Annotated in this window: 17 protein-coding genes; 6 read left to right on the top strand and 11 right to left on the bottom strand. The window is 37.4% G+C overall.

Annotated elements, in window-relative coordinates:
* Positions 1-241: 241 nt before the first annotated feature.
* The 4 genes from QNI22_RS00085 (at position 242) to QNI22_RS00070 (ending at position 3,706) form a co-directional block, all read left to right on the top strand.
* Positions 242-739, top strand: a complete 498-nt coding sequence (locus QNI22_RS00085) for a methylated-DNA--[protein]-cysteine S-methyltransferase (protein WP_314004178.1) — start codon at positions 242-244, stop codon at positions 737-739.
* A 75-nt stretch (positions 740-814) separates the two neighbouring features.
* Positions 815-1,198 carry a RidA family protein gene (locus tag QNI22_RS00080; protein WP_314508539.1) on the top strand — a complete coding sequence of 128 codons (384 nt, stop codon included), beginning with the start codon at positions 815-817 and terminating at the stop codon, positions 1,196-1,198.
* Between the two features lie 123 nt (positions 1,199-1,321).
* Positions 1,322-3,385: a thioredoxin domain-containing protein gene (locus QNI22_RS00075; RefSeq protein WP_314508538.1), complete on the top strand. Its 2,064-nt coding sequence runs from the start codon at positions 1,322-1,324 to the stop codon at positions 3,383-3,385.
* A 75-nt stretch (positions 3,386-3,460) separates the two neighbouring features.
* Positions 3,461-3,706 carry a hypothetical protein gene (locus QNI22_RS00070; protein WP_314508537.1) on the top strand — a complete coding sequence of 82 codons (246 nt, stop codon included), beginning with the start codon at positions 3,461-3,463 and terminating at the stop codon, positions 3,704-3,706.
* 69 nt (positions 3,707-3,775) lie between these two features.
* On the opposite strand, the gene QNI22_RS00065 is transcribed toward QNI22_RS00070, so the two are convergent.
* The 9 genes from QNI22_RS00065 to QNI22_RS00025 all read right to left on the bottom strand — a co-directional run bounded on the left by QNI22_RS00065 (position 3,776) and on the right by QNI22_RS00025 (position 12,934).
* The gene (locus QNI22_RS00065) at positions 3,776-4,351 is read right to left on the bottom strand and encodes a DUF1990 family protein (protein WP_314508536.1); all 576 of its coding nucleotides are present in this window, start codon (positions 4,349-4,351) and stop codon (positions 3,776-3,778) included.
* Positions 4,352-4,614: 263 nt separating this feature from the next.
* A complete protein-coding gene (locus QNI22_RS00060; RefSeq protein ID WP_314508535.1) occupies positions 4,615-5,340 on the bottom strand; it encodes a hypothetical protein in 726 nt (241 codons plus the stop codon).
* Positions 5,341-5,402: 62 nt separating this feature from the next.
* Positions 5,403-6,281: an MBL fold metallo-hydrolase gene (locus QNI22_RS00055; RefSeq protein WP_314508534.1), complete on the bottom strand. Its 879-nt coding sequence runs from the start codon at positions 6,279-6,281 to the stop codon at positions 5,403-5,405.
* Positions 6,282-6,436: 155 nt separating this feature from the next.
* Entirely contained in the window at positions 6,437-7,045 is a 609-nt protein-coding gene (locus tag QNI22_RS00050; RefSeq protein WP_314508533.1) for a TerD family protein, read from the bottom strand.
* 65 nt (positions 7,046-7,110) lie between these two features.
* On the bottom strand, positions 7,111-7,668 hold the full coding sequence (locus QNI22_RS00045) for a TerD family protein (protein ID WP_314508532.1): 558 nt from the start codon (positions 7,666-7,668) through the stop codon (positions 7,111-7,113).
* A 156-nt stretch (positions 7,669-7,824) separates the two neighbouring features.
* Complete coding sequence (locus tag QNI22_RS00040; RefSeq protein ID WP_314508531.1) at positions 7,825-8,643, bottom strand: PspA/IM30 family protein; 819 nt, start codon at positions 8,641-8,643, stop codon at positions 7,825-7,827.
* 395 nt (positions 8,644-9,038) lie between these two features.
* Complete coding sequence (locus QNI22_RS00035) at positions 9,039-10,175, bottom strand: lactonase family protein (RefSeq protein WP_314508530.1); 1,137 nt, start codon at positions 10,173-10,175, stop codon at positions 9,039-9,041.
* A 40-nt stretch (positions 10,176-10,215) separates the two neighbouring features.
* Entirely contained in the window at positions 10,216-10,728 is a 513-nt protein-coding gene (locus QNI22_RS00030) for a GNAT family N-acetyltransferase (RefSeq protein WP_314508529.1), read from the bottom strand.
* A gap of 49 nt (positions 10,729-10,777) precedes the next feature.
* Positions 10,778-12,934, bottom strand: coding sequence for an outer membrane protein assembly factor BamB family protein (locus tag QNI22_RS00025; RefSeq protein WP_314508528.1), 2,157 nt, complete (start codon positions 12,932-12,934; stop codon positions 10,778-10,780).
* 157 nt (positions 12,935-13,091) lie between these two features.
* On the opposite strand from QNI22_RS00025, the gene kdsB reads away from it, so the two are divergent.
* Positions 13,092-13,826 carry a 3-deoxy-manno-octulosonate cytidylyltransferase gene (gene kdsB / locus QNI22_RS00020; RefSeq protein WP_314508527.1) on the top strand — a complete coding sequence of 245 codons (735 nt, stop codon included), beginning with the start codon at positions 13,092-13,094 and terminating at the stop codon, positions 13,824-13,826.
* 50 nt (positions 13,827-13,876) lie between these two features.
* Here kdsB and QNI22_RS00015 read toward each other — a convergent pair whose 3' ends face one another.
* Positions 13,877-15,175, bottom strand: coding sequence for a cryptochrome/photolyase family protein (locus QNI22_RS00015; protein WP_314508526.1), 1,299 nt, complete (start codon positions 15,173-15,175; stop codon positions 13,877-13,879).
* Positions 15,176-15,338: 163 nt separating this feature from the next.
* Between QNI22_RS00015 and QNI22_RS00010 the strand changes: the two genes are divergently transcribed.
* Positions 15,339-15,551, top strand: a complete 213-nt coding sequence (locus QNI22_RS00010) for a hypothetical protein (RefSeq protein WP_314508525.1) — start codon at positions 15,339-15,341, stop codon at positions 15,549-15,551.
* 52 nt (positions 15,552-15,603) lie between these two features.
* On the opposite strand, the gene QNI22_RS00005 is transcribed toward QNI22_RS00010, so the two are convergent.
* Entirely contained in the window at positions 15,604-16,857 is a 1,254-nt protein-coding gene (locus tag QNI22_RS00005) for a serine hydrolase domain-containing protein (protein ID WP_314508524.1), read from the bottom strand.
* Positions 16,858-17,425 lie beyond the last annotated feature (568 nt).

The raw sequence follows: 17,425 nt of genomic DNA, 5'->3' as shown, positions 1-17,425 counted from the left end.
TATTCTCCCATAAGTGCAATATATTATTTTGACTATACAACGGGTAGTCTCTTTTTTTCATAGAAAATCGATAAAATGGTTTGTTAAAATTCGGATACTGCAAAATGCGGAAATAAAATGATTTTGACAAAGACCTATATTTGAGGTAACTTTCGAGAAATAGGAATAATTTTACCTAAACCTGTGCTATTCAGGCTATAAAAGTTGACAGATTGTCCATAGACAACTGAGAATTAAACAAATGGATACTTCTTTTATTTCGTACTACTCCTCTCCTATTGGCTGGATTGAAATCACAGCTACTCATGAAGGAATTTCATCTGTACTATTTGTCGAAAATCAAACCAAAGCAGTATCTGAACATCTTCCTAAATTTATCCTCGATTGTCAAATACAATTAGATGAATATTTTAAAGGGCATCGTCTTACTTTTGATCTTCCTCTTATTGTTAAAGGAACTGAATTTCAAGTACAGGTTTGGGAAGAACTTGCAAAGATCCCTTATGGAAAGCTGACTACATACAAAGCCTTAGCATATAAATTAAAAACTCCAGCTGCCATTCGGGCTATCGGTAATGCAAATAGTCGTAATCGTCTGTGTTTGATTATACCTTGTCATCGTGTAGTGGGTAGTGATACCAATATGGTAGGATATGCAGGGGGAATCTGGCGCAAAGAATGGCTGATTGAACATGAAGCCAGCAATGGAGGTGGCTATCAGCAATTAAAGTTGTTTTAAAGACCTTCTATAGATTTTATAAAATACATCTAGTTTTAATCTCACAATTTTACTAATCACGTAACCTAATTTAAAATGCCAAGACAAAATATTTTGACTGGATCTCCATGGGAAGATAAAATGGGCTACTGCCGTGCTGTTCGTATTGGAAATATCATAGAAGTATCCGGAACAGTTGCTATTGTGGATGGAGAAAAAGTAAAAGCGGATGATGCTTATGCACAAACTCAAAACATTCTGGAACGAATTGAAAAGGTACTGGAGCAAGCTGGTGCTACCATGAAAGATGTAGTGCGTACACGTATATTTACAACAGATATCACACAGTTTGACAATATAGCCAAAGCTCATGGAACCTATTTTAAAGATATTAAGCCAACTACAAGTCTCTATGAAATCAGCAAACTTGTAGCTCCTGAATATATGGTTGAAATTGAGTTCACAGCTATTGTGGAATAGACATTTTATAGTATATTTTGTAGATCTTATCCGTACCTTACTACAGGTACGGATTTTTTATGTATCCTATAAACTTTTCGTTGTCACCAATAGTTTACACAGACAACCTATATTCCTATCTTTATGACAGCATCGGTTCATACATCACATACACCCAATCGATTAGCACAGGAAACCAGCCCCTATCTTTTGCAACATGCTTACAATCCTGTTGACTGGTATCCATGGGGGGAAGAAGCTTTACAAAAAGCTCGTGCAGAAGACAAACCCATTATTGTCAGTATTGGCTATTCGGCCTGTCACTGGTGTCATGTTATGGAGCGGGAATGTTTCGAAAAAGCTCCTATTGCAGAGATTATGAACACACATTATGTATGCATCAAAGTAGACCGTGAGGAACGTCCGGATGTAGATGCGATATATATGGATGCACTTCATGCAATGGGCTTACAAGGAGGCTGGCCTTTAAATGTATTTCTAACCTCAGAAGCTAAACCTTTTTATGGCGGCACCTATTTCCCTCCTCAGCATTGGGTAGACATTCTCAAACAAATATCAGTTGCGTACCATCAGCAGCGAGATAAGATTCTGGAATCTGCAGAATCATTTACAGAACATCTGGGAATTACAGAAAGTCAGAAATATCGGTTACAGAGCAATGAAACTCAATACACCCATTCTGATCTGGAACAAATATATACCAAACTATCCAGCCAGTTTGATACAGAAAGAGGAGGTATGCGTAAAGAACGGAATAAATTCCCAATGCCAAGTATTTATCTGTTTCTTCTTCGTTACTGGCAGATTACACAAAACTCTACAGCCCTAAAACAACTTCGCCTTACTTTAGACCGAATGGCATTAGGAGGTATTTATGACCAGGCAGGTGGGGGATTTGCTCGTTATTCCACAGATCCGGAATGGTTTGCCCCTCATTTTGAGAAGATGCTTTATGACAACGGACAGTTGGTCAGTCTCTACAGTGAAGCCTTCGCTGCAACTAAGGATCCTTTATACAAACAAGTAGTCTATCAAACTATTGAGTTTTTAGAACGGGAACTCACATCTTCAGAAGGAGGGTTCTATTCAGCGCTGGATGCGGACAGCGAAGGAGAAGAAGGGAAATTTTATGTATGGACAAAAAAGGAGATTTCAACCATTCTTGGTCATGATGTTGAATGGATATGTGCATACTATGGAATTACAGAAGAAGGCAACTGGGAGCATGGAAATAATATTTTACATAGTACACAAAAACCAGAACTATTTGCCGAAGAAAATGAGCTTCCTGTAGAAGAATTTTTAGAAGTGTTAGCTAAGTCTAAAACTAAACTTCTTGAAGCACGTCAGCATCGTATACGCCCTGGTCTGGATGACAAAATACTTTGCTCATGGAATGGACTTATGCTTAAAGGACTAATTGATGCATATGCTGTTTTTGGAGAAAAACGATTCCTTGATCTGGCATTACAGAATGCAACCTTCTTAAAAGAAAAAATGCAGAATGGGCCTCAACTATGGCACAATTATAAAAACAGTAAGGCAACATTGCCTGGATATCTGGAAGATTATGCCTTTGTCATAGATGCTTACACAGCTTTGTATCAGATAACAACAGATGAAACGTGGTTATCTTCGGCTCAACAACTGCTTGATTATACTATTGATAATTTTTATGATGAAAAGGAACAACTGTTTTTCTTTACAGATGCAACTGCTGAAAAACTTATAGTTAGAAAGAAGGAATTATTTGACAATGTTATTCCTGCCTCCAATTCTGCCATGGCCAAGAATCTTCATCTGCTTGGTGTCCTTTTAGATCGTTCAGACTATCATACAATAGCAAGCCGAATGCTAGCACGTGTTAAGAATCTGATTCTTACAGATGGGCAATATTTATCTAACTGGGCTTGTTTACTTACCTATTTTGTACAACCTACAGCAGAGATAATTGTAGTTGGTCCCCAAGCACCTGTCTTCCGAAAGGAAATTGAACAGACTTACTATCCTAATAAAATTTTAATTAGTGTTTTAGCAGAACAACCAGATACTACTATACCTCTTTTGGAAAGTCGGCAGGCAATAAATGGACAGACAACTATTTATGTCTGTTACAATCGGAGTTGTCAATTACCTGTATTCTCAACAGAAGAAGCCTTACAACAATTGATTCAGCATACCAGATAACAATTATTCCTGGTTATATAAAAAATTGTTACATACCATTTGTGTTTACTATTTGGGGAAATGGAGTATTAATTCTTGAAAACCACTACTACACTGATAATTTTTCTAACCATGCCTCCAGAAGGAATGTTCTACGAAGATCTGATAGAAGAATATATTTTCAATCGCCTGAATATCTCACAGCGAACTCAATTTGAAGAAGCCCTTGAAAATAATACGGATCTGCAATTTGAATTCAGATGGCAATTGGAAATCATTCGATGTCTTCAATTTTATAGAAAACAACAACTTAAACATCGCCTGGATTCAGTAGCTTGTTAACACAAAAGCCTCTTTATATAAAGAGGCTTTTGTGTTAACAAGCTACTGAATCCAGAGGAAAAAACTTTTTTAAATAAATCGATTACTAACATCATGTTTGATTTTCTTTAAAGCAGCTTGTGTACAGTACGTCTGATAAGGAATTGCGAAAACCGGACCCACTAACCTGGTAAACCAGTTTCCAGGGACAGAGAAAGTATGTATCTTAAAGACTAGACCTTTATTGGTTTGCTCAATAGTAAATGTCGAAATTCCTTTCTCTATATGTCCCTCCAATGTTTCATAACTAAAGCCTTTCTGCTGTGGTTCATCAATTATCTCACTTATCCTTACACCAAATACAGCTTTCTGCGAAAATATTTGTATAGGTGGTATAAATACTTGTTGTACAATGGTGTCTCCAACCTGCATATCTCTATGTTCTATCTCCCATTGTCCCAAAGCTATCAGAATATTCTCAGGAAATACTTTATAGGAAAACAAAGTCTGTAGATTCAGTTCCTCTATATTCCTATCTACGGTAAGGACAATTTCCGAGACTTTTTCTACCAGTCTAGTCCTATCATAAGGCATTACTGAGACCCTTTTGAATGTCTCCAATAATACAGGAAAGTTCTTTTGCTGATTTTTCAGGTAGATAAGCATTCAGACTAAAAGTATTGATTATTATATAGAAATTCAGATAGAACAATCCAGAATCAATCAGCGTACAAATCTGTATCCTCCTTTCTAATCCATCCATACAATTGTGTAGGTTGCTCTAAAAACTGAGGAAATTCACTGTTTACTGGCTTGGATTCGGGATTCATAGATACATACAACCATTCTTCGTCCTGATATCTTTTACTACCATATACTATTCCTTTACTCCCTATTGAGTATAAACTTATAGAATTACCTTCATTACCCTAAACTGGATTTTCAAATCCATCAAATGAAGCTGCCTCACACCTCAACTTAGATATTTTTTTCAAAGTAAAAGCAACTGAAGCACTTAGTTTCTGTGTTGGTTTTTCTAGACGATTTAAATAACCTAAAGTATTTACTAACGTCAAAGACACTTTCGAGCTATCAAACTTTATTGTATAAAAATATTCCACGATAGCAGGATCAGTACAACATCCAGGATTTATTATTGAGAATGAAGATAGTTTAGCTTCCTTGAAATTCATTTTAGTAACAACCTGATAACCGGAAAATATCTTTTTAATCCCTAGAGTATCTATCAGAAAAAATTCTGTAAGAAATGGTTCGCCTCCAGATTGTCCTTCATAGATTAGATCCAACTGATTATCCCCATTCAAATCAATAGTATGAAGATATTTAGCCCATCCTTCAAGAGATAAAGTAAGCCCTGTTCTTTTTGTCAGAGAGTCTGCTAGTTGTTGTGCATAGTAAGTAATCAATATTGTATCGCGTATTTTCTCATGGTCTCTAATAGTATTTTTATAGTAGTTATCATCATCATCTGTATACTCAATTGAATCTTGCCAGGCAAAATATCTTTCTATTAGTATAGAATCAGAAACAAGGGTGGTATCTGGACTGGGAGTGCTACTTTCCTTTACAGTTGAATCATTACCACACCCACTTAATAAACTAATAAAAAATACAATAAGAACAGATTTGTACATATACATCTACAAAAACAAATACGCTTTTAAAGGCAAATAAAGAATATCAAAATAGACAAATGCTACTGATTCACAGGTACTCCATTTAGAATATTCCGACTGATCTCTCCAGGCAATACTCGAAAAACAGGAATAGTAATGGCATACTTTTCACATAGTTGTTTAATACGCAGATCAATCTGTTCTGCAGAATAACGTGACGAAAAATGTCCTAAAATCAGGGTTTCAATAGTACTAGCCCCTACCATCTCCATTACCTCCTCCAAGGTACTATGTTTATTACTATGGGGACGGATTTTAGTGTCTTCTTCTCCATCCAGAAAAGTAGCTTCATGAATCAGGATCTTTGTGTCTTTCCAGCGTTGGGGATCTTCGACAGGAGTATCACCTGAATAGCTTATCAGATTAGTGCGAACTTCTACTGTTGTATTTTCTTTTCCCAGCTCTTCTACCATTCGTTTTATTTCCTGTCCTGATAGCTTTGCCAATTCTGGTTTTAATTTTCGTTTGGTCTGTACAATATGGTAACTCAAACTTTTGATCCCTTCTCCCTGCGTCACTACATGACCATTTTGAACAGGAATAGCCAATATATCTTCCCGAATACGAATCTCCACACCTTCTTTCGTCGGAATCCATTGAGTTCCATTCACATGTGGATCAAATTTCTTTGAGAATGCCTCCAGTGGAGGGAATGAACCACTATTCTGCGGATAATAAATAACAGGATACCCTGGTCTTGCATTTAACTGATTGAGTTGGAGCAAACCTGTTAAATGATCCCGATCTGCATGTGAAATTAAGATATGCTCTATTTTACGACTTTTTTGCAGGAGTCCTGAAGAAACACCATCTCCGGCATCAAATAAGATCCCAAGCTCTTCAATAAAATACCAGGTTGAAAAAAGAGCTGTTGAATAGCCTGTAATTGTTAATTGCATTGTTTTTATAAATTGACTACACAAAGTATGGCAATTTCTGTCATCATTCCCATACATCTTACTAAAATGAGAGGGAATGGGTCATAAAAAAACACCTCAGATTATAGTACTAAAACTATTCTCTGAGGTGTTCAAATATTTATGATCTTTCCTAGTTACAGATATTTTTCCCGAATAACTTTTATTGTTCCGGCTATGTCTTTGGCTTCTATAGGTTCACCAATGGCTGTGAAGGTCCATCTTCCACCGGGGGCACGATTCATTTTAGCCATTACCATAGAGGTAAATCCTTTGAATGAAGAATCTCCTGACAAATCATAACTGGCAAATACCTTATTAGGATTATGATGTTCACCTTCTATAATTCTAATCTTTGAATACGGAATATCTGAAAAATCCTGTTGCTTGAAGGAGTTTAGGTAAAATACGATCGTATCTACATCTACAGAAACCTTTTGCAGATCAATGTAAATAACTTCATTGTCTTTGTTATCGGCAGAACTATCCCCTACTCTATCATCGCCACTGTGGCGAATCGCTTTATCATTAGACACAAGCTTGCGATAATATACCGTATCCTTCTCTTTCTTTTTGGAATCAAACATGGTCACAGATCCATCCAGATCGACAGATTCTTTATCGTTGAAAAGGCCAAAGAAAGATTTTTTATTGATTACACCCCAGTCAAGGCCAATACATATATGTTTGAAATCTTCTCCGTTTTTTTCCAGAGAGATTTGTGAGTTCTTCTTTAAATTGATCATTGTAATAAATATAATATGCAAATAAGTAAAAGAGAATTACAACCTCTTATCTTGTATGAAGATCTTTACGCAAACATATCGACCAATCCCTGTAACTCATTTTGAGTTCCCTGAGATGCAGCATGAAAGTGCCACTCACCACCAGACTTACGAATGCGGCCAAAAACTACTGCATTCTCACCAGTATGGCTCGCATCCAGGTCGTAACGAGCAATCTCTTTCTGATTATCGACATCTACAATACGAATATAGGCATCTTTCAATAAGCCATAATTATGACGACGGGCGATGGCATCGTGAATAGAAACACAGATTACCAGATCTTCGGCAGCAGGGTTGATATTTTCCAAATTTACCAGTATTACTTCATCATCGTCATCAGCAGAACCACTTCGGTTATCACCCAAATGTTGTACAGAACCATCTGGAGATTTCAGGTTATTATAAAATACAAAGTATTCATCTGAGATCAGCCTGTTGTTCGCACTCAGTATAAAAACTGAGGCATCCAAATCAAGTGTGTAGGAAGACATTTCCCAACCCAATCCAACCATAACTTTGTTCAGTTTGGGCATTTGCTTGGTCAGATTAATAGAACCGCCTTTTTTCAGATTGATTGACATAAGTGTGTGAGTTAAGTGTGTGTTTGGATATGTAAAGTTTTTATTTTGATGTTTGTAATGAAAATAGTATTCCTACTCCTGACAAATTATATCTGAAATGATTCAGAACAATTTGTCAGGATCGAAAAGTAAACAATCTCTTTATCAGAAATCTGATTACTTTTTATTAAAGAAGTCGTCGATTTTTTTGTTGATGTCTTCCTTAGGAGTAGGTTGGATCTTCAACTGGTTGGTGTTGGTACTCCGGTTTAGCTCATCAAACTTTTGCTGAATGTCCACAATTTTCTGTTCTTCTTTTTGTTTGCTCTTCAACGCTAGTTCTTCTTTCAGCTTATCCAGATCAGATTGTACACTGATAGTATTTTCCAGTGCTTTAAACTCTTTTTCCAACTTATTTTTATCACTATTCAGTTGGGTTAAGCTTTCGGCCTCAGCCTCCATCTGATTAATAGTATTCTCGTATTTCTCAATGTTCGCCAAAGCAGAACCATTTACTCCACTAAGAGATTCCGCGATCTGTTTTTGAGCTTTGGCACTTTCAGCTTTCGCTGTATAGATAGACTGACGAGTCTTTAACTCTTCCAGTTTAAGTTTGTAATCGTCCAGTTGTTCTTGTAACTGTCCCACTATTTTAGCAGCATTCTCAGCCAAAAGTTTGTATTCAACCTCTTTCTTATCTGCCAGCGCTTTTTGCGTCAACGCTTTTTGAGCCAGATCTTCTTTGCCGGACTGTAGAGCTGCGGCCGCTTTCTGATACCAGTTCATACTTTCCAGCTTAAACTGATCATGATCTTTCTCCAGCTTTTTCTGGTTTGCCATAGCTACTGCCAATGCCTTTGTAGCTTTCCCAATAGCTTGCTCTAACTCTACAGTAGCAAGCTTGATCATCTGTACAGGATCTTCTATATGATCCAGGGCATCATTGGCTTTGGCTTTACCAATATTAAAGAGTCTTTGTAGTAAGGATGACCACATAATTATTCAAATTATATATAGCAAAACTGTTTTTTCAATAGAACAACTCTTGATGGGAAACTCCTATAATTGGTAACCCTATAAAAATCAAAAACAGCATACACACATTATTCTCTAACACTCAACAAACAAATACAACCATCTACTTATCAACCATTTACACAACCATCCCCTTCCTAAAAAATTATAACATTTATAGCAAAATTCTGCTTTTTGTAAACCTTTCCTAAAAGATAACAATACAGCTATAACAAATATTGTATAGAATAGGTGAAGAAGTTATAGTGATTAGTTAGAGTACTCCCACACAGACGAACTATTTGCGAAAATATTGTAAACAATCTGGAAAGCAAAAGTATATAATGCTTCTTCTATTGTTATTGTTATAGAATTTCTTAATTGACTGCCAACATTTTCAGGCAGGACGGCCCAGGTATATTGATTGTGGTATTTGTCTTAGTTAACAATCCTGTTTTACGATCTCTCTTTAGAACAACTACCGAATTAGATATTTCATTCGCAACTAACAGGTATCTTCCAGTAGGATCAATCATAAAGTTTCTGGGATGCTCTCCATAAGTAGACTCATATCCTATACTTGTAAGCTTACCACTCTTCTGATCAATTTTGAAAATAGCAATAGTATTTTCTTTTGCCCGATTGGAAACATATAGGAAACGACCATCTGGAGAAATATGAATGTCTGCACTGGCATAAGGGCTTGGTGTAGCTGCCTCATGAGCAAGGATGCGTTGAATAGAATCAAGCTTTCCATTGGTATAGGTATAAGCAGCAACCGTTCCACTCAATTCCTCAGCACAATAGGCAAACTTTTTATTGGGATGGAAAACAAAATGTCTTGGGCCACTTCCTGGAACAACATACGTGGCAGGTGTTGATGCAAACTGTAAAGGTTTAGTAACTAAAGCATCAAAAGAAAAACACCGGATCTTATCTGCACCCAAATCAGGCACAAAAACAAACTTTTCATCAGGAGCAAAAACGGTAGCATGAATATGAGACTTATTGTCTCTTTGATTTACAATGGTGCTGTCAGTATAACGAATTATCTGGCCAGCAGGAAGAATACTTCCATCGTTTGCCAGTGGAAATACGGTAATACTGGTTCCTGTATAACTACCACTAATTAACCATTTCCGGCTACTGTGCTCAGCTACATACACAGGATTATCGCCACCGCAAGGTTGTTTATTCACAAATGTAAGTACACCAGTCTGTTTACTAAAGGCGAAACAACTCACATTGCCTGATCCTGGTAGTCGGCTTTCAGTACAGGAATACACAAATTTACCATCAGGTGAGACAGTCAGATAGGATGGATTAACAAGTTTCTGCGTATTACTAACTTTGGTTAATGTACCTGCTTTGCTATCAAAACGATATACATGTATTCCATCTCCTCCTGCAGGACCTGTAAATGTTCCTATAAAGAGATAGAAGTTCTGAGCAAATCCGCCGAGTGTTTGTAAAAAAATGATTATAAATACAAGTAGTAATTTAAATACCCTCATAAAATAACAGAAACAAGTTTTGTGGTTCATTGAACAACTTTTAATCAGACTTCCGGATTATAAACTCATATTCTACGTCATCACCCATAAGGTCTTGTGTCTTAACAAAACTTAGGCGATTCAAAAGGTGCAATGCTGGATTATTATGTTTGGTTGTAATAGCGATTATTTTCTTTAGTCCCATCTGTTCTTTTCCAAACCCAATAGCCAACTGAAGTGCAGAAGTCATATACCCTTTTCCATAATATGCTGGTCTTAAAATACATCCCAGTTCTCCTGTTGCATCTGCAAAACCACGATAATAACCACAAGTTCCTACCAGTATAGTAGTAAGTTTATCAAAAATTCCCCAATGGATAGAAGTACCATCCTGATAATCAACGTCAATTTTTTGTAGCATAGCAGACGCTTCTTCTATAGTTGAAGCCCTTTTACCATCGTAAAATGAAATCTCCAGAATATCTTTGATCTCTTCTGATTTAATCTGTCTCAGCAAAATTCTTTCATTACTTACAATAGGATACTCTTTATAAGGTGGCAATTGTAATTCCATTAAACTGTGTATATTTTATGTATACAGTTAATTCCTTAGTATTTTCTTCTCATTTTTCAGGTAAAGCAAAGGCTACATAGCTATCTCCTGACTTTGTGTTCATCTTTCCACCACCACAAGCAATTACCACATATTGCTTTCCGTTTACGGCATAGGTACTGGGGGTAGCATATCCACCAGCAGGAAGTTGAGTCTCCCATACTATCTTGCCTGTTTTCTTATCAAAAGCCCTGAATTTTTCATCTTTCGTTGCTGCGATAAAAAGTAATCCGCCAGCGGTTACGACAGGACCGCCATAATTCTCTGTACCTGTAACAGCAATGCCTTTTGCTGTCAAATTCGTATATTCTCCCAAAGGTACTTTCCATAAGTATTCACCTGTATTCATATCAATAGCATTCAAAGTACCCCAAGGTGGCTTGATTGCAGGATAACCATCCTTGTCTACAAACCGATTGTATCCGGTAATAGTATAAGGTACCCCTAATGTACGCATATCAGCTAATGAGCCCGGTTCTTTCTGCTGAGGAACCTTGTCAAATAAAAAATTCACTAATGCCTCACGTTCTGAATCCTTTAAAGCTGCAAATGCGGGCATAAATCCTTTTCCTGTTTTCAGAAGATTAAGTGCATAAGTCTCTGTACGTCGTTTCTTTACATCTATAAGGGATGGATATACACCATTTCCTTGTCGGTTTGCACCATGACAACTGGTACAATTGGTTGCAAATAACTGCTTGGCCTCACTATGTGGGTCACTGGCATTAACAGTCGGAATATCTATCATTTGCAATATCCAGGGCATCTCATTGGAATTGATGTATAAGATCCCATCAGGATCAGCCGCAGCCCCACCCCATTCTGCACCACCATCAAATCCAGGCAAGATTACAGTACCCTCACGACTGGGTGGAATAAAATTCTCGCCTGTTTTAACAGTTTTAAGCTTGGCAATCAACGAATCTTTTTGTGTAGAGAAAGAGTTTGCATCTGCGACCTCAAATGATTGTCTGGCAAATGGTTGAGGTTTTACAGGTCTGGGTTGTGTAGGCCAGGCTTTTTCTCCGGACATAGTAGATTCCTGTACAGGCTTTTCTTCTATTGGAAAGAGAGGTCGTCCGGTTTCCCGTTCAAACAAAAATACAAAACCGGATTTGGTAGTCTGTGCTACAGCATCGATCTTTTTACCATTTTGTGTTACTGTAATCAGGTTGGGTGGTGATGGCAAATCCCGATCCCATATATCATGATGTACAGTCTGAAAATGCCATATTCGTTTACCAGTTCTGGCATCCAAGGCAATCAAACAGTTGGCAAATAAATTTTGTCCTTTCCTATTTCCGCCATAAAAATCAAAAGCTGCTGACCCTGTAGGAACAAACACAATTCCTCGCTGTTGATCTACAGCCATACCAGTCCAGCAATTGGCGCCTCCTATCTTTGTCCAGGAGTCCTTATCCTCCCATGTATCATATCCATATTCTCCGGGTTGGGGAATCGTATGAAAAATCCATTCCCGTTTACCAGTCCGAATATTATAGGCTCGTACATGCCCTGGAGCAGCATCAGCTGTTTCAGACAAACGCATACCCATAATCAAAAAGTCTTTGTATACTACCCCGGGTGTATTGGAAACAATGAAAAAATCTTTCTTAGCATAATCCAGTTCTTCGCGCATATCCACTCGTCCACTATCTCCGAAACTTTCAATAGGTTTCCCAGTTCTGGCATCCAAGGCAAATAAAAACGAACCTGCGGTAAAGAGGATTCGCTGATCATCATCCGAATCAGACTTCCAGTATGTTACGCCTCTGTTTGTTCCTGCACTTGCATTTTTTCCACCCCAAAAATCAGCCGCACTAAACTTCCAGATTTCCTTTCCTGTAGCGGCATTCAACGCAAACACCTCAATTCGAGGCGAAGTAGCATAGAGTATTCCATCTATGATTATCGGATTACATTGTATTTGTGTTTGGTTATTGGTTGTATCCCTTCCTCCAGACTGGTATGTCCAGGCAACCTGCAACTGGTTTACATTTTGTAAATTAATCTGCTCAAGCGTTGAGTAGTGGCTTCTGGCCGCATTTCCAAGATATTCAGGCCAGTCATTACCAGATTGCCCAGATAAGGAGTCTTTTTGTTGAGTGCAGGAATTAAATAAAAGAAATAATAAACTAAGATGGAATAATCGGGAAAGATGTATCATGGATAAAGTAGGTATACATGTAAATGTAGATATCTATCTCCCCAAAGTAATAGAAATTCTTACAAATGTTCAAATATATACCAAGTCTGTTCAAAAAACATCTTTTCCAAAAACAAAACCTTCTATCTTTGCTGCCTCATATTTCTATCCAAACGTTATGAATATACTTGGAATTATTCCGGCTCGTTATGCATCTACACGTTTTCCTGGAAAAATGCTGGCAGATATTGCTGGTAAATCCATGGTACAACGAGTGTACGAACAAGCTAAAAAAGCAGAATCGTTAGCCAAAGTAATTGTGGCAACAGACAATGAATTGATTTTTAATCATGTACAAAACTTTGGAGGTGAGGTTGTGATGACAGCTGAAGAGCATCCCAGTGGTACGGATCGCTGTTATGAAGCATTTCAGAAAACTGGTGGACACTACGATTTTGTCGTAAATATTCAGGGGGATGAACCATTTATTCAACCCGCACAAATTGACACACTTACATCTGTATTATCTCCTGAAGCTGAGTTATCTACGTTGATAAAGACCATTGAAGACTATCATACCTTAACAGATATTGGAGAAGCGCATGTTGTAATTAACACACGTCAGGAGGCTATTTATTTTAGTCGTAGCATTATTCCTTTTGTTCGGGGTGAAGCTACTGAAAACTGGCTTCATAAGCATACATTTTACAAACATGTAGGGTTATATGCCTATCGTACTGATATTCTGAAGGCTATTACTCAATTACCTGTATCTTCTTTAGAAAAGGCAGAATCGCTGGAACAGTTGCGCTGGATTGAAAATGGATATCGTATCAAGGTTGCTTTTACAGAAATGGAAAGTGTCTGTATAGAAACGCCCGAAGACCTAGAGCGAGTATTGAAAACACTATAGATTGTAGCTGTTTCTCTGAAATAGATAGTCCATTTCAGAGAAACATACACTTAACTTTGAAGAGCCTTTTTGTAAGCTTTTAAAACTCTCTCTCTGGCAGATTCATGTTCTACTATAGGATCAGGATAGTCTTTAGTTCCTACCTCTGGCACCCACTTTTTGATATATGCCTGAGACTTATCAAATTTTTGTGTTTGTAATGCTGGATTAAAAACCCGAAAATATGGAGCAGCATCACATCCACTACCTGCAGCCCATTGCCAGTTGCCATTATTACTTGCTAATTCATAATCCAATAACTTACGGGCAAAGTAAGCCTCTCCCCAACGCCAGTCAATCAACAGATGTTTTATTAAAAAGCTGGCTGTGATCATTCGTACCCGGTTGTGCATAAAGCCTGTTTCATTCAATTGTCTCATACCTGCATCTACAATAGGATAACCTGTTTGTCCATCACACCATTTTTGAAATTCGTCAGGATTATTGCGCCATTGGATACGATCATAGGCAGGCTTAAAAGCGTGTTTCTCCACCTGTGGAAAGTTTGCCAGTATCATCATAAAAAACTCCCTCCATATTAATTCATTCAACCAGACTTCATTCCACTGTCTGGCTTTTGTTACCAACTGCCGAATGCTTGCTGTTCCAAATCGTAAATGTATTCCAAGATGTGTGGTTGCGTCCAAAGCTGGATAATCCCTTTTTTTTGCGTAGGAAACCACTGTATTTTCATCAACTTCAGAAGAAGGAATATGCAGTGGAGATCGTACAAAACCCATATCTGCTAGAGTGGGTAATACATCTACCTTTCCAGCATATAAGTTTGTAAAATACTGATTGCAGTTATATGCAGCCAGATCTTTATCTGTTAACTGGCTTTTCCACTTTTTGCTGTAAGGTGTAAATACTGTATAGGGTTCATTTCTTCCATTCAAAACCTCTCTTTTTTCAAAGATCACCTGATCTTTATATGTCCTCAACGGAATATTGTGTGTTTTGAGTATGGTCTGTATTTCATCATCCCGTTGTATCGCATAGGTTTCATAATCATGATTGGTATAAACCTCTGCAACCTCATAATCAGTTATTAACTTTTTCCATATGTCAGTAGGTTTGCCATAGTAAGCCAACAATGTACTCCCAGCAGCTTCCAGCTCTGATCTCATTTTTTGAATTGTCTCATAAATAAATGTTACACGGGGATCATCCTGATCCTCAAGCTGTGAGAGAATTGTTTGATCAAAAATGAATAATGGCAATACAGGATATTTACTTTGCAGCGCAGCAGAGAAACCGGCATTATCTTCCAGGCGCAGATCGCGCCGAAACCAAAAAATTGCAATTTTCATGTGATAGAATAAAATTGTTATCAATGTCCCTGATAGAGTGAGTCAATCGTTCGGACATCAATCAGATTCTATACAAATCCAAAAAGCACTAAATTGTTTTGATAAATTATTCTCTATGCCAAAAAAGATTGTATTTTCGATTCGATATATATTTTTCACACATATGAAAAGCATTCTACCTGCCTTTATTTTTGCCGAGGTTCATATCAGTGAAATGGCTGGTATGGGCTTCTTCTTTCTGCTACTGGCAGCTTTTATCTTGTTTATAGGCTTGATATTATTGATACCCAAACCCAGCAGAAAGGTTGGAAAAATATTTTGTCTGATTGGTTTGGGATGTTTCCTGGCTGGAGGAACAATGTGTGCTGCCGGATAATCTTTGCAGAAAAGTAGAGTGAGATGAGAAGATTCAATCTCACTCTAAAATATTATTCGGTCGTATGCTGGGTTGTGTCAGCCCGATGCAGATAGAAGTTGGCTCTTTTAGGCCATAAAATTGCCTGCACTACATTTACCCGGCTCAAGCTATGATTAGAGGCTCTATTACTCAGAATCACAATGGTGCTGTGATCCCGCTGATTACGCATAAAATAAGATTTAAAACCATGCCACCATCCAGCATGAAATACTAGTGGTTCTCCACCTGGCGCATAATACGTACGCCATCCAAAGCCATAGTTTGCATACGTTTTAACATCAAAGTGTTTGGGAGTAAAGGCTTCTTCAAGGGTACATGTTTTAAGTATTTTGCCAGTATACAGAGCCTGATCCCATTTAAACATATCTTCTACAGTCGAATATACTCCTTTGTCACCTGTTACACCCTCTAAATAATAATTATCTGTAACAGGTCGAATATATCTTCCTCCCACATATCCGATAGCTGCCTTCGCTACTTTTGCAGAGTCTGTACCATCAAAGATAAAGCTATGAGTCATTCCAGCTGGTCCAAAAATATGTTTTGCTACATACTCTTTGAAACGTTCACCTGTGATTTTCTCAACAATAGCTGCCAGTAAAAAATACCCGGTATTACTGTAGTTAAACTTCTTATTAGGCAAATAATAGATTCCAGGCTTATGCTTGATAAATAAGTCAATTACTTCTGCATTGGTAAGAGGTTTATTTTTATCCCGGATAATCTTTTCAAAGGCGTACATATAATTGGGAAGTCCGGAACGATGAGTCAACATAGATCGAACGGTAATCTCATGATAAGGAAAATCAGGAAAGAACTTTTGTATAGAGTCTTCATAACTCAACAAGCCCTTTTCCTGTAACTGCATGATGGCAACAGCAGTAAACTGCTTTGAAACCGATGCTAACTGGAAAGGAGTATTCAGAGCAAGGGTGTCATGCGAAGAGAAATTTTTGTATCCAAAAGCTCCTTTATAGATGGGTTTCCCATATTGAGCGACCAGAACAGTCCCATTGAATCCATGTTTCTGATTCAGATTATGAAAGAAAGTATCTAATTGTGCGGCTTTTATAGCTGAATCTTCAGGGCTAAACAACAAAGAAACGCTATCCACTAGTAAGGCATCCTGTCGGGCTTGTTTCTCTTGTGAATGTGACTCACAAGCAGCAAAGGCAATCACACTTACAATCATCCAACACAGGACAAAAATTTTTACTCCTATACCATTACCATAGGATTCTTTTTTTCTACAAAAGCTGGTCATTCTTTAAATCAAGTAATTAAACACTAGATTAGTGCATTGTGAAACAATTGCGTAATCTGACTCAGAAATACATGTAGTATTCTATACGAGCAAACGTAAATGAATATACTTTTCTTCTATTCTAAAGATATTTTTTTTAGATTTTTTTCATTCAATAAACTCGGAATCAATATTATCTAATTTCATCAAGCTTATCAGAGAAGAAATAGATCTTTATATTACTGATTGCAGATAAAGCTGCCTTATTCTATTACTGAGTTAAGGAATCATTAATTCAAGCACCATCCAGCTACCTTAAGAAATAGATTTAAAAAACAATAATTTGTAAAGCTATTTCATAACTATCATAATACAAAAGGGGGCAACATTTTTTGCTGCCCCCTTTTGAAATTTTATTTACAAGATTAAGCAAAAGCTTACTGCACCACAAATTTAAATCGCGAAGAAGAAGATCCATCTTTTGCTACCAGAATAGCCACATACGTACCGGCAGCCAGTCTTTCACTAAAGGTTACTTTCATTGTGCCATCTGCATCCCAACTAGTCTGATACCCTACCGATCTGCCTA

The sequence above is a fragment of the Xanthocytophaga agilis genome (genome assembly GCF_030068605.1).
GTDB lineage: Bacteria > Bacteroidota > Bacteroidia > Cytophagales > 172606-1 > Xanthocytophaga > Xanthocytophaga agilis.
This window is presented reverse-complemented; position numbering and strand designations above follow the sequence as displayed.